This is a genomic window from Azospirillum sp. ST 5-10 (assembly GCF_051225715.1).
In the GTDB taxonomy this organism is placed as follows: Bacteria; Pseudomonadota; Alphaproteobacteria; order Azospirillales; family Azospirillaceae; genus Azospirillum.
Genome location: NZ_JBPJSP010000049.1, coordinates 1 through 15,027 on the forward strand (window position 1 = coordinate 1; position 15,027 = coordinate 15,027).

16 protein-coding genes, 1 pseudogene and 1 other annotated feature are annotated in these 15,027 nt (G+C 70.4%); of the genes and pseudogenes, 1 reads left to right on the plus strand and 16 read right to left on the minus strand.

Annotated features, from left to right (window positions below; translation table 11 throughout):
* The 16 genes and pseudogenes from ACSBPG_RS30460 to ACSBPG_RS30535 form a co-directional block, all read right to left on the minus strand.
* Nucleotides 1-820, minus strand: a pseudogene (locus ACSBPG_RS30460) (IS3 family transposase); the annotation flags it as partial.
* Nucleotides 420-536 (minus strand) — a sequence feature (AL1L pseudoknot). Its footprint overlaps the pseudogene before it by 117 nt.
* 100 nt (nt 821-920) lie before the next feature.
* Nucleotides 921-1,889, minus strand: a complete 969-nt coding sequence (locus ACSBPG_RS30465; protein WP_435541020.1) for an IS5 family transposase — start codon at nt 1,887-1,889, stop codon at nt 921-923.
* 141 nt (nt 1,890-2,030) lie between these two features.
* On the minus strand, nt 2,031-2,612 hold the full coding sequence (locus tag ACSBPG_RS30470) for a cupin domain-containing protein (RefSeq protein ID WP_435541021.1): 582 nt from the start codon (nt 2,610-2,612) through the stop codon (nt 2,031-2,033).
* A gap of 175 nt (nt 2,613-2,787) precedes the next feature.
* Nucleotides 2,788-4,062 (minus strand): M20 family metallo-hydrolase, encoded by a 1,275-nt coding sequence (locus ACSBPG_RS30475; protein ID WP_435541022.1) that lies wholly within the window; start codon nt 4,060-4,062, stop codon nt 2,788-2,790.
* Nucleotides 4,063-4,077: 15 nt separating this feature from the next.
* Nucleotides 4,078-4,689, minus strand: a complete 612-nt coding sequence (locus ACSBPG_RS30480) for a DUF1989 domain-containing protein (protein WP_435541023.1) — start codon at nt 4,687-4,689, stop codon at nt 4,078-4,080.
* 37 nt (nt 4,690-4,726) lie between these two features.
* Nucleotides 4,727-5,563, minus strand: coding sequence for an amino acid ABC transporter ATP-binding protein (locus tag ACSBPG_RS30485; protein ID WP_435541024.1), 837 nt, complete (start codon nt 5,561-5,563; stop codon nt 4,727-4,729).
* 4 nt (nt 5,564-5,567) lie between these two features.
* Entirely contained in the window at nt 5,568-6,236 is a 669-nt protein-coding gene (locus ACSBPG_RS30490) for an amino acid ABC transporter permease (protein ID WP_435541025.1), read from the minus strand.
* 5 nt (nt 6,237-6,241) lie between these two features.
* Nucleotides 6,242-6,895, minus strand: coding sequence for an amino acid ABC transporter permease (locus ACSBPG_RS30495; RefSeq protein WP_435541026.1), 654 nt, complete (start codon nt 6,893-6,895; stop codon nt 6,242-6,244).
* A 31-nt stretch (nt 6,896-6,926) separates the two neighbouring features.
* Nucleotides 6,927-7,781, minus strand: coding sequence for a transporter substrate-binding domain-containing protein (locus ACSBPG_RS30500; RefSeq protein ID WP_435541027.1), 855 nt, complete (start codon nt 7,779-7,781; stop codon nt 6,927-6,929).
* A gap of 203 nt (nt 7,782-7,984) precedes the next feature.
* The gene (gene speB / locus ACSBPG_RS30505) at nt 7,985-8,947 is read right to left on the minus strand and encodes an agmatinase (protein WP_435541028.1); all 963 of its coding nucleotides are present in this window, start codon (nt 8,945-8,947) and stop codon (nt 7,985-7,987) included.
* 8 nt (nt 8,948-8,955) lie between these two features.
* Entirely contained in the window at nt 8,956-9,729 is a 774-nt protein-coding gene (locus tag ACSBPG_RS30510; RefSeq protein ID WP_435541029.1) for a creatininase, read from the minus strand.
* Between the two features lie 15 nt (nt 9,730-9,744).
* Complete coding sequence (locus ACSBPG_RS30515) at nt 9,745-10,455, minus strand: SDR family NAD(P)-dependent oxidoreductase (protein WP_435541030.1); 711 nt, start codon at nt 10,453-10,455, stop codon at nt 9,745-9,747.
* Nucleotides 10,449-11,222, minus strand: a complete 774-nt coding sequence (locus ACSBPG_RS30520) for an SDR family NAD(P)-dependent oxidoreductase (RefSeq protein WP_435541031.1) — start codon at nt 11,220-11,222, stop codon at nt 10,449-10,451. Before ACSBPG_RS30520 ends, ACSBPG_RS30515 begins: the two co-directional genes overlap by 7 nt.
* The gene (locus ACSBPG_RS30525) at nt 11,219-11,995 is read right to left on the minus strand and encodes an ABC transporter ATP-binding protein (RefSeq protein ID WP_435541032.1); all 777 of its coding nucleotides are present in this window, start codon (nt 11,993-11,995) and stop codon (nt 11,219-11,221) included. Before ACSBPG_RS30525 ends, ACSBPG_RS30520 begins: the two co-directional genes overlap by 4 nt.
* Before the next feature lie 8 nt (nt 11,996-12,003).
* On the minus strand, nt 12,004-12,798 hold the full coding sequence (locus tag ACSBPG_RS30530) for an ABC transporter permease (RefSeq protein WP_435541033.1): 795 nt from the start codon (nt 12,796-12,798) through the stop codon (nt 12,004-12,006).
* 65 nt (nt 12,799-12,863) lie between these two features.
* The gene (locus ACSBPG_RS30535; protein WP_435541034.1) at nt 12,864-13,859 is read right to left on the minus strand and encodes an ABC transporter substrate-binding protein; all 996 of its coding nucleotides are present in this window, start codon (nt 13,857-13,859) and stop codon (nt 12,864-12,866) included.
* Nucleotides 13,860-14,009: 150 nt separating this feature from the next.
* Between ACSBPG_RS30535 and ACSBPG_RS30540 the strand changes: the two genes are divergently transcribed.
* Nucleotides 14,010-14,915, plus strand: coding sequence for a LysR family transcriptional regulator (locus tag ACSBPG_RS30540; protein WP_435541035.1), 906 nt, complete (start codon nt 14,010-14,012; stop codon nt 14,913-14,915).
* Nucleotides 14,916-15,027: the final 112 nt, after the last annotated feature.

The following is a 15,027-nucleotide window of genomic DNA, read 5'->3' on the forward strand; positions in this document are numbered from 1 at the left end:
CGTTCGTTCCGTTCCTCCTTTCTCTTCAGCATTCCAGACATACGCACCCCGGACCATCCGGGTCGAGGCGCACCGTACGTGAAATCCGCCACCCACAAGGCATTCGGGCGGGGCGCCCGGAACTGGCGGTTTACCCGATCAGCCGGGCACGGCGCCGCCCGGTCGCTGATCGTCGTGCGCACCGCCTTGCCGCGCATCGCTCCCCTCAGACCCATTTGCCGCATCAGCCGAGCCACCGTGCAGCGCGCCACGTCGATGCCCTCCCGGCGCAACTGCCGCCACACTTTGCGCACCCCATAGACCTGGAAGTTCGCATCCCAGATCCGCCGGATAGCCAACCCCAGCTCGGCGTCGCTTCGCGAGCGGGCCGGCGCCTTGGACGGATCGGCCCGACGGGCGGCATGAGCGTGGTAGGTGGACGGGGCGATCGGCAGAACCTTGCAGATCGGCTCGACCCCGTGGACACCGCGATGCTCGTCGATGAAGGCGATCATTTCCGGAATGGGCGGTCGAGCTCCGCCTGGGCAAAATACGCCGACGCCTTGCGCAGGATCTCATTGGCCTGGCGCAGTTCCCGAACCTCGCGCTCCAGCGCCTTGATCCGCTCCCGCTCGTCTGTCGTCGGGCCGGGCCGCTTGCCCTGGTCGCGCTCGGCCTGCCGCACCCAGTTCCGCAGCGTTTCGGGATTGCAGCCGATCTTCGCCGCGATCGAACTGATCGCCGCCCACTGCGAGGCGTGCTCCCCGGCGTGCTCGAAGACCATCCGTACCGCACGCTCGCGGACTTCAGGGGCGAATTTGGGTGATGTCTGCTTCGTCATGATGACCCCATCCTCTCAGGAAACAGGGCCTCCGACAAACCCGGCGCGGTTCAGTGCACAATTCGGCTTGTGGGCGGAATTCTCCTCTCCGGAGTGGCGGTCAGGCGACCTTCCGGGAGGCCGGGAGGCCGAGGCTGGTCATCCGGTTGATGACGACGCAGGCGGCCCGGACCTCAGCCTTCTGCGCTGGCAGAGTCCGAGCGCGCAGGCAGCGTCCGATCAGAACCTTGTACCTGAGCATCGCCACCTCAACCAGCGATCTGCGGCCGTACTGGACCGCGCGTTGCCGGCCAAGACGCCCGCGCTCCTTGATCATCCGGATGTGGCGGTCGCGCCGGGTGGGATCGGTCTCGGCGGTGTCGCTCGGCACGGCGGTCGCGCGCGGCGGGATGATCACCTCGGCCTCCGGCGCACGGTCGGCAACGGCGCGATAGACGGGCTCGCCGTCGTACGCGCCGTCCGCGATGACCGCGCCGATCGGGCGGGCGATCTTGTCGAGCAGCGGCCCGACCAGGGAGGCGTCCCCCTCCTCGTTGCCCGTCAGTTCCGAGGCGAGAACCTTGCCCGTATCGGGATTGACCGCCAGATGAAGTTTTCTCCAGCTCCGGCGCGTCGTGCCGCCGTACTTTTCCTGGTGCCACTCGCCCTTGCCGAACACCTTCAGGCCCGTGGAATCGATGACCACGGTGACCGGCCCGCCCGTCGCCGCCAGGGCCGACGCCACCTCCAGGTTGGCACTGCGCCGGGAAAACGTCGTGTGATCGGGGACCGGCAGTTCCAGGCCAAGCAGGCGCATGAGCGAGCCCAGCAAACCCTCGGTCTGCCGCCACGGCCGTCCGAACGCCAAGCGCAGCATCAGCCCGGCTTCGATTGCCAAGTCCGAGTAGCGCCCCGGCCGGCCACGTCGGCCCGTGGCGGGCGGCGTCCATGCCGCGATCGCCTCGGGCGTCACCCAGATGGTCAGGTCACCCCGCCGGCGCAGCGCCGCATCGTAAACCGCCCAGTTCTCGACACGGTAGCGCGCCTTCGGGATCTTGTGACGACGGCTCTCGTTGGCCTTGTACGGCATCCGGCTCTCGGCTCCAGCGGGGGCCGGTCCTTTACCCGCAGTCCGTCTCGATCCCCAAGCCGACGGTTTTCGCACCAACGCCTTCACGTGGGCATCACGCTGCTGTGGGACGGGGTGCGCGAGTTGGTCGGAGCGCCGGCGTCAGAAGGTCGGGGGTGTGTTCACCCACAGGACGCGCGTCACACCCTCGCCGGGATTGCGGTAGCCATGCTTGAGGTTGGAACGGAAGACGAAGGAATCGCCCGCGGCCAGAGTGTAGGTCTGGCCGTCAATGGTCAGTTCCAGCGCCCCCTCCAGCACGTAGCCGACCTCCTCCCCGTCGTGCTCGATCTCGCCGTCGCTGCCGCCGCCGGGATCGATGATGTGGATGTTCGCCTGGAGCATGTGCCCTTCGGCGTAGGGCACCAGCCGCTCCAAGCGGATGCCGGCACCCTGGCGTCGCGGGTCGGTGACGATGATAGGGCGCTGTCCCGCCCGGACCACCGGGCCCGCGCCGTCGTCGGAGTCGGCGAATAGGTGGCCGATGTTGGTGCCCAGCGCCGACACCAGCTTGTGCAGCATCACGAAGGACGGCCGCGCCTTGTCGTTCTCCAGCTTGGAGATCAGGCTCTCGGAACAGCCGACGAGGCGCGCCACGTCGCTGATGCGCATGCCCCTGACGAGACGGGCATGGCGCAGCTTGACCCCGATCCGGATGTCGGACGGCGTGAGCTCGCCGCTCATGGCGCGGCCCCAGGCAGCGGCTGGGTCGAGGGAGGCGGCGGGGCGGGCGGGTCGAAGATCATGATGGCACCGGAGAGGACGGCGGTCCCTGGGTGAAGAGAAACGGGCGACACTTCTACAACGCCCGCATCGCGGGGTCGAGGATCGGGATGGGAGGGATCGCGGGCGGGTGGGCTCACTCCGCCAGAGGACCGGCCAGTTCGGCCAGGGTCGCCGCCAGCACGCGGGCACCCGCCGCGAGGTCCCCGGGCGTGGCGCTCTCGGCCGGATTGTGGCTGATGCCCTCGCGGCAGGGCACGAACACCATCGCCGTCGGGCACACCGCGGCGAGGTTCAGGGAATCGTGGAACGCCCCCGACGGCAGCGCCAGCACGGGCAGGTCGAGGCCGCGGGCATGGCGTTCCACCATCCCAGTGAGCCACGACGGAAAAGCGGTGGGGGCGATCGCCTGGGTGCGCCGGACCTCCACCGCGACGGCGCCGGCGCCCCCGGCCGGCCCGCAGACGCGCCGGACGGCGTCCTCCAGCCGGTCCAGCTCGGCCTCATCGGGATGGCGCAGGTCGATCGTGAACACCACACGACCGGGGATCGCGTTGACGGAGCCGGGCTCCGCCGCGATCCGCCCCACCGTGAAGCGCGTGGTGTCGGTGGCGTCCCGGCACAGCCCGTCGAGCTCTGCGATCAGCGCCACGGCCGGCAGGAGCGCGTCGCGCCGGGCGCTGCGCGGGGTGGTGCCGGCATGCCCCGGAGCGCCGGTGACGGTCACCTCGAACCAGCGCACGCCCTGGATGCCGGTCACGATCCCGATGGTGCGGCCGGCCTGTTCCAGGACCGGTCCTTGCTCGATGTGCACCTCGACGAAGGCGTGCACCGGCGGGCTTTCCCCGGAGCGCATGGGCACCTCGGGAAAGGCGGCGAACAGCGCGTCGAGGGCGGCGCCGAGCGTCACCCCGTCGCGGTCGGTCGTGCCGAGCACCGCCGCCAGGTCCAGGCGGCCGGCGAAGGCCGCCGACCCCATGGCGCCGGGCGCGAAGCGGCAACCCTCTTCGTTGTTCCACACCGCCAGCTCGACCGGGCGGCGGGTGCGCACACCGGCACGCTCCAGCGCCTCCAGAACCGCCAGCCCGGCGACCACGCCGTAGGCGCCGTCGAAGCGGCCGCCGTCCGGCTGGGTGTCGAGATGGCTGCCGGTCAGCACCGGGGCGGTGTCCTCAGCACCGGAGCGCCGGAAGAACAGGTTCCCCGCGCGGTCCTGGGAGGCGGCGAGCCCCGCCGCCGCGGCCCAGGCGAGCAGTGCGCGCCGGGCCTCGGCGTCGCCCGCGGTGAGGGCCTGGCGGTCGACCCCGCCCGCCGGCGTGGCGCCGATAGCGGCCAGCGTCCCGAGACGATCCCAGAGCGTGTCCGCGGCCACCGCCTCGGCCACGCGCCGGCAGGCTTGAGTCATGGTCATCGGGCTCACCGCCACTCAGGCGTCGTAGACGGCGAAGTGGGCATCGGTCGGCGAGCACGCCTTGCCGTTGATCGGCAGCACGTCCTGCGGACAGGCGGAGAACGCGATCACCAGGTCCATCTCGGCGCGCAGCACCACATGGCCGCCCTCGACCGGGGCGGGCGGCGGCTCGAACGACAGGCTGTTGTCGCCGGCTACGGGGATGTTCATGAACAGGTTCAATGGGCTCGGCGTCTCCGGCGGGGTGAGGCCCAGCGCACCCAGTCCGGCGGCGAGGTTGTCGGTGCAGTTGTCATGATGGCCCTGGCAGCCCAGCAGCTCGTACCGGTAACGGTCGCAGGCGGCGATCAGCGTGTCGTGGATGCCGCCCGAGGTGTCCTCCAGCAGGGTCAGGATCGGACGGCGGCGGTTGGTCAGCAGCACGTCGCCGACCTTGGGGATGATCTTGAGGATGTGGGCGCGGGTGTGCTCGTTCGACATGAACTCCTTGAGGTCGGCGCGGCTGAACGCCCAGGTGTCGACCACCTGCTCGCCGTGGGTGTTGACGACCTTGATGAGCTGGCCCTTGGCGACGAACGCGGCCTTGCCCTGGCGGGCGGGAATGGTGACGAGGGATGCGGCGGACATGGTCCGGTCCTTCCTTTCCAGCGGTTTCGATGGATGGTCAGAGCGTGCCGGAGGCGCGCTCCATCAGGGTGGTGAAGCCGGCGTTGCGGCTTCGCCAGGTTTCCAGGAACTGGCGCAGGCGCGGGTGCGACGGCGCCCCGAAGAGGCGGGCGGGCGTCCCCTGCTCGACGATGCGGCCGGCGTCCATGAAGACGACGCGGTCGGCCACCTCGGCGGCGAAGCCCATCTCGTGGGTGACGACGACCATGGTCATGCCCTCGGCCGCGAGGTCGCGCATGACCTGCAGCACCTCGCCCACCAGCTCGGGGTCGAGGGCGGAGGTCGGCTCGTCGAAGAGCAGGATGGAGGGCTGCATGGCGAGCGCGCGGGCGATGGCGACGCGCTGCTGCTGCCCGCCCGACAGGCGCGCCGGGTACTGGCCGGCCTTGCCGGCGAGACCGACCTTGACGAGCATGGCGTTGCCCAGCGCGTCGGCCTCGGCGCGCGGCACGTGCTTCACCAGGCGGAGTGCGGCGGTGACGTTCTCCAGCGCCGTCATGTGGGGCCAGAGGTTGAAGTGCTGGAACACCATGCCGACGCCGTGCCGCACCTCGTCGATGGTGACGTCGCGGTCGCGCACCCGGTTCCCCCGGGCGTCCTGCGAGTAGCCGAGCAGCCGCCCGTTGATGAGAACGTCGCCGCCGTCGTAGGCCTCCAGGAAGTTCATGCAGCGCAGGAGCGTGCTCTTGCCCGAGCCGGACGGGCCGATGATGCAGATGACCTCGGACCGGTGGACGTCGAGGTCGACGCCGTCGATGACGGTGTGGTCGCCGAAGCGCTTGCAGACGCCCCGCAGGCTGAGGACGACGGGCTTGGTGGCCTGGGTCACGGTCATGGGGTCAGCCCTTGTGGTTCGGCAGATGGCGGCCGGTCGCGCGTTCCAGCCGGCGCCCGCCCCGCGCCGTCGCCTCGACGAGCAGCCAGTAGAGAAGCGCGAGCAGCAGGTACGGGCCGGCGAACTCGAAGGTCTCCGACACGACGCGCGTGGTGACGGTCGTCAGTTCCGGCACGGTGATCACCGACAGGACGGCGGATTCCTTGATCAGGATGATGCACTGGTTGACCGAGGGCGGCAGGATCAGCGCCGCCATCTGCGGCAGCTCGATGTGGCGCAGGATCTGGCCGCGGTCGATGCCCAGCATGCGGGCGGCCTCCACCTGGCCGCGCGGCACCGCCTCGAAGCCGGCCCGGAAGATCTCGGCGAAATAGGCGCTGCCGTAGACGCTCAGCCCGACGAGCGCGGTGGTCGTGGCGCTCAGCCGGATGCCGAAGCCGGGCCCGCCGTAATAGAGGATGAACACCTGGATCAGGAACGGCGTGCCGCGCAGCAGCCCGACGTACCCTTCGTAGAACCAGCGGGCCGGCGCCAGCGGGATGCGCCGCACGAGGAACACGGCGAGTCCCAGCGCGATGCCGGCGGCGAGCGAGACGGCGCAGATCCAGGCGGTGGTGAGGAACCCGTCCAGGAAGCGGTCCGCGAAGCGCAGGATGACGGACTGGTCGAACATGGCGCTCACCGGGCGACGCCGACAAGGCAGCTGGCCCGCCGTCCGGCGTAGGCGACGACGCAGACCAGCAGCAGGTAGATGAGCCCGGTCGCCGCGTAGGCCTCCAGCGGATGGTAGGTGGCGGCGGCGACCTGGCGTCCCCGCCGCAGCAGCTCGGAGACGGCGATCACCGACACGAGCGAGGAGTTCTTCAGGATGTCGATGGCCTCGTTGGTCAGGGCCGGCAGGGTGACGCGCAGCATCTGCGGCACCAGGATGCGCCGGCGCACCTGCCCCCACGAGAAACCCAGCATGCGGGCGGCCTCCACCTGTCCCGGCGGGATCGTCTGCAGGCCGCCCCGGAAGATCTCGGCCTGGAAAGCCGTGGTGTTCATGGTCAGGACCGCCACGGCCGTGACGTAGGCCGGCAGCTCGACCCCGTAAGCCGGCGGCACGTAGAAGAAGAGCAGGAGCTGCACCAGCAGCGGCGTGCCCCGGAAGAAGCTGATGTAGAGGGCCGCGGCCCGGCCCACCGGCCGGCGGGCGGACTGGCGCAGGAAGCACAGCGCCAGCCCGCACGGCAGACCCAGCAGGATCGCCAGGATCGAGACCGCGAACGTGATCCCGGCGCCTTCGATCAGCGTCGGCAGATGGGGAAGGACGATGGCGGGATCGAACATCGGCGGGTCCTCGACGGCGGGCGGCGCCGGATCACATGGTCGGCTCGGGCACGGCGTCGGCCGACAGCTCCATGGTGAAGCCGAACCACTTCTTCTGGAGTTCGGCGAGCTGGCCGGAGCGGTTGGCCTTGGCGATGCCGTCGCTGAACACCTTCACCAGCGACGCGCTCTCCGGGTCCTTGCGGCCGCACCAGGCGTAGTAGGTCTTGGGCCCGATGGTCGGCCCGACGATCTCGAACAGGTCGCCGCGCGCCTTGACGAGCGGGGCCAGGTTGGACAGCGCCTGCGACACGGCGGCGACGCGGCCCGCGGCAAGGTCGGCGTACGCCTCGTCGAAGCTGACGTACTCCTTGATCTCGGCGACACCGCCGCCGCTGCCGCGCAGCTTCTCGTCGAACGCCTGCAGTGCCTTGAGCTGCGCCGACGCAGTCTGCGAGCCGACCACCTTGCCGGCGATGTCCTCGGGCTTGGTGATGGAGGTGTCGCCCTTGCGCTTCACCAGGGCGACCGTCGCCTCGGCGATCGGAACGGTGAAGGCGTACTTCTCCGTGCGTTCCTTGGTGATGGTCACGGAGGTGACGATGAAGTCGAACTTGCCGGCGCTCAGCCCCGGCAGGATGGCCGGCCAGGGCACGTCGAGCTGCTTCAGGGTCACGCCGGGAAGGTCGGCCGCGACCAGCTTCAGCAGGTCGCTCGCGTATCCCACGATCTTGCCGTCTTCGAGATACTCGAAGGGCGGAAACTGGGCCTCGGTGCCGATGACGATCTCCTTCTTCGCCTTGATGTCGGCGAGCTGGTCGGCAACGGCCTGGGAGGCGAAGGCGGCGACGCCGGTGAGGACCACCGCCGCAGCCCTCGTCAGGCGGACAATCGGGGAGGGGGACACGGGCACTCTCCTGTTCGGAATGGGCTTGGCGCCTTGCCGGCGCTTACGCCCATTCACGCAACTTGCGTGCCAGGAAAGTAACTTGAATTAGGTTCAGGATTTGGGCGCCGGCGTACGGGTTTGCCGCTCCTTTGCCCAAGCCCCGTAGGCAAACGCTCAGATCCTAGGCAGGCGTGGCGTGCACGGGAAACGCCGCTTCGGCATCAGGATGCGGCCCTGGTCTTCGCCACGCTCTCGGCCAGGACACACAACAGCTCGAACATCAGGGTCGCGGCGGTGATGGCGGTCCCGGCGGAGGGATCGAAGGGCGGGGACACCTCCACGAGGTCGACGCCGACGAGGTTCAGGCCGCGCAGCAACCGGACCATCGCCTGCGCTTCGCGCGTCGTCAGACCGCCGATCTCCGGCGTGCCGGTGCCGGGCGCGAAGCAGGGGTCGAGGACGTCGATGTCGAAGGAGACGTAGGTCGGCCGGTCGCCGACGATGGCGCGCGCCTCCGCCATCACCTCCTTGGGCCCGCGCTCCACGAACTCCTCGATGAAGATCTGGCGGATGCCGGCCGCCTTGGCGAAGTCGAAGTTGGCAGCGTCGGAGATGGCACCGCGCAAGCCGATCTGCACCATCCGTCTGGGATCGAGCAGCCCCTCCTCGATCGCCCGCCGGAAGGGTGTGCCGTGGTTGTAGCGGTTGCCGAAGAAGCTGTCGTACGTGTCGGAATGGGCGTCGAAGTGGATGAGCCCGACCGGCCCGTCGGCGACCAGCCCGCGCAGGACCGGCAGCGTGATCAGATGGTCGCCGCCGACCGTCAGCGGGACGGCGCCGGCCCGGCGCACGCCGGCGAAATGGCCGGAGAGCAGCTCCAGGCTCTCCATGAGGTCGAGCGGGTTGACCGGCGCATCGCCGCAGTCGCCGACGCGCACGAGGTCGAAGGGCGAGACGCCGGTGACGTGGTGGACGCGGCGCACGATGCTCGACTGGTTGCGGACCTCGCGCGGCCCGTGGCGGGTGCCGGGGCGGTTCGTGGTGCCGCCGTCGAAGGGCACGCCGACCAGCGCCACGTCGACCTCCTCCGGCCTGGCGACGGGAAGGCGCATGAAGGTGGGCATGCCGGCGAACCGCGGGACGGCGCCGGAATCGAGAGGCTGGAAATCGCTGGTGCTGGTCATGACTCTTGTCACACTCCGAATTCGCTGCGGACCGCCTGGGTGATCCGCGCGACGTGATCGTTGAGAAGGAGCGCCCCCTTGTCGGCCGAGGAGCCCTGGGCGCGCGCCAGGACGCCCGACGCGGGCACGAAGTCCTTCGGAACGGGATGGCGGTCGTAGGTCGGGAAGCGGGCCGGGCCGTCGGACGGCACCTTGCCCATGTCGACGAGCTCCGGGCGCAGGTGGAGCATCAGCGACGTCTCGAGCAGGCTCGCGTGCTCCAGCTCGGTGCCGGGAAAACCCTCGGGAAACAGGGCGTCGAGGGTGTCGCGCCCGACGAAGTCCCAGTATTCCAGGCGCATCGCCTGCATGTCCGGGATGCCGTCGCGCCGCAGCTCCCGCAGCCCAAGGTCGAGGCCCTCGACCGCCGGCCAGGCGTTCTCGAAATGGCCGTTCACCAGCACCAGCCGGCGCACGCCGTTGTGCCCGAGGCCGCGGACCACGTCGCGCACCACCAGCGCGAAGGTGTTGGCGTCGAGGCTGGTGGTCCCGGGGAAGGCCTCGCCGCCGCCCGAGCGCGGCTGCGACTTGTAGCCGTAGGGGATCGTCGGGGCGACGAGGCCGCCGACGTTGCGGGCCACCCGCTCGCACACGGCGGTGGGCAGCACCACGTCCACGTTCATCGCCATGTGGGGGCCGTGCTGTTCGGTGGCGCCGAGCGGCAGGAAGACGATCGCGCCCTCCCGCACCTTGGCGGCGAACGCCGGCCAGCTCAGCTCGGCCATGCAGACGCTGTCGTCCATGGGTTCTCGTCCTTCTCAGTGCATCGCCGCGCCGCCGTCGACGCTGATGCATTGCCCGGTGGTGAAGCTCGCGGCGGGGGAGGCCAGGAAGAGGATCGCGGCCGCGACCTCCTCCGGGCGGCCGATCCGGCCCATGGGGTTGGCGGTCTCGATCGCCCGCTGGGCCGGCGTCATGCGCTCGAACCCCAGGAGCGGCGTGTCGACGGGGCCGGGGGCGACGGCGTTGACCAGGATGTTGGGCGCCAGCTCGCGCGCCCAGGAGCGCGTGAGGGAGAGCATCGCCCCCTTGGTCGCGCAGTAGCCGGACGCCCCCTGCCGGCCGAGGTAGGCGAGCTCCGAGGCGATGTTGACGATCCGCCCGCCGGGCTTCATCGCCTTCAGGGCCTCGCGCGCCACCAGGATGGGGCCGCGGACGTTCACCGCGTACATGCGGTCGATGTCGGCGATGGCGACGGTGCGCAGGGGCGCCTCCACCTCGATGCCGGCGCAGTTGACGAGCACGTCGATGCCGCCCAGCCGTTCCGCCGCGCGCGCCACCGCCGCGATCACTTGGCCCTCGTCCGTCAGGTCGGCGACGACCCAGTCGGCGTCGCCCCCCGCTCCCGGCACGCGGTCGAGCCCAACCGTATGCGCGCCGGCGGCGCGCAACGCCTCCAGCGCCGCGCGGCCGATGCCGCTCGCCGCCCCGGTGACGAGCGCGCGTCGGCCGTCCAGTCCGTTCACCATGGCACTTCCCCGCGGTCGGCCCCGAGGCTCTGGCCGGTGATGTCGGCGGCCATCCCCGAAGCAAGGAACAGGTACGGCCCCGCCATGTCCGGCGGCTCCATGAGGCCGGGCAGCGCCTGGCCGGCGACGATGGCGTCCAGCAGCTCCGCCTCGTCGCGTCCGGAGCGCTCGGCCATGCGGCGCAGCGAGCGCATCGACGCCTCGGTGCGCACCCAGCCGGGGCACACGGCGTTGACCCGGATGCCGCGGGGGCCCAGCTCCTTGGCCCAGGTCTTGGTGAGCCCGATCACCGCGTGCTTCGAGGCGACGTAGGCGGCGAACAGCGGCTCCGCCACCCGGCCCCAGATGGAGGCGGTGTTGACGACGGCGCCGCCGGCCGGCATCCGCGGCACCACGGCGCGGGTGACGAGGAAGGTGCCGACGACGTTGATCTCGACGATCCGCCGGAAGGCCGCCTCGTTCTCGGCGCTGGCGTCGTCCAGCGGCGTCATGAGCTCCAGGCCGGCGTTGTTGACCAGCACGTCGACCGCCCCGACGCGCTCCGCCATGGCGGCGACCGCGGCGCCGTCGGTGATGTCGACCCGATGGGCGGTCGCACCCAGCGCCGCCGCGGCGGTGTGGACAACGGCGTCCTCGGCGGCGACGTGCAGGTCGGCGCCGGCCTCGGCGAAGGCGCGGGCGACGCCGAAGCCGATGCCGCGGCTGGCCCCGGTGACCAGCACCCGCCGGCCGTCGAAGCGGAGGCCGATGAAACCGGAGGCCGTCATTCCTCGTCTCCCGCGGCGTCGCGCAGCAGGTGCAGCACCCGGTTGCGCAGGGCGAAGAACTCCGGGCTGTCGCGCAGCTCCAGCGGGCGCTCGTCGCCGAGTTCCGCGGTGATGTCGATGTCCGCCATCGTGCGGGCCGGCCGCTTGGAGAAGACGATGACCCGGTCGGCCAGGAACACCGCCTCCTCGACGTCGTGGGTGACGAAGACCACGGTCTTGGTGTCGCGCCGCTGGATGCCGCGCAGCTCGACCTGCAGGCGCTCGCGGCGCTGGGCGTCGAGGGCCCCGAACGGCTCGTCCATCAGCAGCACGTCGGAGCCGGCGGCGAGCGTGCGCGCGATCGCCACGCGTTGGCGCATGCCGCCCGACACCTTGTTGGGATAGGCGTCGGAGAACTCGTAAAGGCCGACGAGGTCGAGGTAGCGGTCGCGGCGGACCCGCTTCTCCGCCTCGCTCAGGTCCTTGCGGTAGCGCATGCCGAAATGGACGTTCTCGGCGACGGTCAGCCAGGGGAAGGAGGAGTAGGATTGGAAGACCATGCCGCGGCGGTGATCGGGACCGCCCAGCGGCTCACCCTCCAGGCGGATCTCGCCGGTCGAGGGCGTGTCGAGCCCGCCGATCATGCGCATCAGGGTGGTCTTGCCGCAGCCGGACGGCCCGAGGAACACGACGAACTGGTTGCGGGCGATGGCGAGGTCGAAGGGCTGGGCGACCACGTCGAGGGCGCCGAACCGCTTGGTGACGCCGTCGAAGGCGAGGTAGGGCTCGGTCATGGGAACCCTCACAGGTAGCGGAAGGCGCGCCGGTGCAGGGCGCGCAGGAGTTGGTCGGTGACCAGCCCGATGACGCCGATCACCACCACGCCGGCCATGACCTCCGGCGTCTTCATGTAGCGCCGGGCAGTCCAGATGACGAAGCCGATGCCGCTGTCGGCGGCGACGATCTCGGCGATGATCAGGTAGGTCCAGCACCAGCCGAGCGTGATGCGCAGGTTGTCGACCAGTCCCGGCAGCATGGCGCGGAACGCCACGTCGCGCAGGACCTGGCGGGTGTTGGCGCCCAGGGTGTGGGCGATCTCCACGTATTCGTGCGGCACCCGCCGCATGTCGTCGGCGACGAGCAGGACGAGCTGGAAGAAGGTGCCGAGCCAGAGCAGGTACAGCTTGGTGCTCTCGCCGACGCCGAACCAGATGATGGAGAGCGGCACCAGCGCCGGCACCGGCAGGTAGCGGATGAAGTCGACGATCGGCTCGAGCGCCGCACCGACCGCGCGGTAGCTGCTCATCAGGATGCCGATGGGGACCGCCATCGCGGCGGCGATGGCAAAGGCCACCCAGACGCGCAGCGTCGAGACCCCGGTGTGGTACACCAGGTTCTGCTTCTGCACCATCCGCAGCATGGCCTCCAGCACGGCGCTCGGCGCCGGCAGGAAGGTGGTGTTGACGAGGCCCGCCCGGGCCACCGCCTCCCAGGCGAGGAGCAGCACCACGCTCGTCCCCACCCCGATCCCGACCTGCGCCCGCCGCGGCAGCGCGCCGCGGAAGGTCCACAGGGAGGGCCGCCGGGGCCGGGCCACAGCCCGCCGGGATCCCGGCGGGCCGGCGGCGGCGCGGGGTTCCGGCGACACGTCGGCCACCGCCGTCATGGGGCCACGGGCCCGACCGCGGCCACCACGGACGGGTCGATCTGGCCGGCGGCGGGAAGCGGCGCGTCGGCGGCGCCGTTCTCGACGTTGAGCTGCATGACGGTGTCGAAGATGCCGTAGAGCCGGCCGGGCTGGCCGGGGGCGCCGATCAACGCCTTGGCCTCGGCGAGCGGCGTGTAGACGAGGCTCGTGTCGATGATCTCCTTCACCTCCGCCTCACTGAGGTTGTAATGCGGGGCCGCGAGCTTGATGAACTCGGCCGGGTTGCTCTGGTAGAAGGCGACCGCCCGGTAGATGCCCGCCAGGAAGTTCTGGTACTTCTTGGGATTCTTCCCGAGGTCGTCCTGGCGCGCGGTGATCACGTCGACGATGATCTCGGAGTCCGCGGAGGACAGCAGGATCTTGCCCTTGCGGGCGGGAGAGACCGTCAGGGCCTGCGAGAGGAACGGCTGGTAGGTGCCGACCGCGGCGATGGCGGTGTCGGCGAAGACCGCCGCCGTGTCGGCCGTTGCGATCTCCACCGTCTTCAGGTCGTTCAGGGAGAGGCCCGCCTTCTTCAGCGCGAGCTGGAGCAGCAGGCGCGCCGGGATGTTGGGCTCGACGGCGACGGTCTTGCCGCGCAGGTCGGCCACGCTGGCGATCGACCCGTCGGCGATGACGCCGTCGCCGCCGACCGACTTGTCGATCGTCCCGATGATGACGCCGGGGGTGGAGGCGTCGCGCGGACGGCCCTGGTGTTCGCCGACGGTGCGCATGTCGACCTCGATGTCGCCGCGCGCCATCGCCGCCATGACGTTCGCCCGGTCGTCCTCGAACTTCATCTCCACGTCGAGCCCGAGATCCTTGAAGTAGCCCTTGTCCATGGCCACGAGGACGGGCGCGAAGCCGGGCCAGGTGGGCGCCAGCACGCGGATGGTGTCGGCGGCGAGCGCCGGTGCGGAGACGGTGCCGAGAAGGAGGACGGCGGCCGCAAGTCGACGGACGGGGAGCATCGGGAACCCTCTTCGCTGGAGCAGGCGGACTTCGATGATGACCGGCCTTTACATCGAGAAAAATCCGATTTAATGGACGGACTCATCGAAAATTATCGATGTGACGAGGGTCATGCGTGTGATGCGGTCGAACGAGCGGATAGGCCCGGCATGAGGCGCCTGGACAACATCGACCTGCGCTTGCTGCGCGTCTTCGTGGCGCTGGCCGATTCCGGCGGGTTCGCCGACGCGCAGATCGCGCTCAACCTGTCGCAGTCGACGCTGAGCACCCATCTGGCGGCCCTGGAACGCAAGCTCGGCGCCACGCTCTGCGAGCGCGGCCGCCGCGGCTTCCGGCTGACGGAGTTCGGGGAGGCGACCTATGACGCCGCCAAGCGGCTGTTCGCCGCGATCGACGCCTTCGAGACGCGGATCGGCCGCGACCGCGGGACGCTGACCGGACGCCTGCGCCTCGGCGTCGTCGACGGCGTCGTCACCTCTCCGGCGCTGGGCATCCACGGGGCCCTGGCCCGCTACTGCGCGTACGCCCCGGACGTGTTCGTCGATCTGGTTCAGGGAACGCCCGGGGAGCTGGAAAGCGCCGTCGCCGAGGGGGCGCGGGACGTCGTCGTCGGCCCCATGTCGCAGAAGGTGCCGGGCCTGACCTACCTGCCGATCCACCGGGAGGCGCACGCCCTCTACTGCGGCCGCGGGCATCCCCTGTTCGAGATCCCCGACGCGGCCATCGAACGGTCGGCGATCGAGGAGTCGGCGTTCTCGGTGCGCGGCTACCGCCACTTCGACGATCTCTACCGCGCCAACCACCCACGCCCGTCCGGAACGGTCATCCACATGGAGGCGCAGATGATGATGATCCTGTCCGGGCGTTTCATCGGCTTCCTACCCCGGCACATCGGCGACACGTGGGCGGAGCGCGGGCAGATGCGGGCCCTCAAGCCGGCGACCTACAACTTCGCGTCCCAGCATTTCGTGGTGACGCGCAGCAACGACGCCCAGCGGGCGCTGGTCCAGTCCTTCGTGCAGGAGATCAAGCGGCAGGCCGCGTCCGTCGCATGACGCGGACTGTTGCCGAACACGCTCAGAGACGGCCAAATCCCTCATCGCGGGGGCACCGTCAACTTGTTGATCCTGGCGGTTCGAAAGGGTGCGAGTTGCCCACGGACGCCCG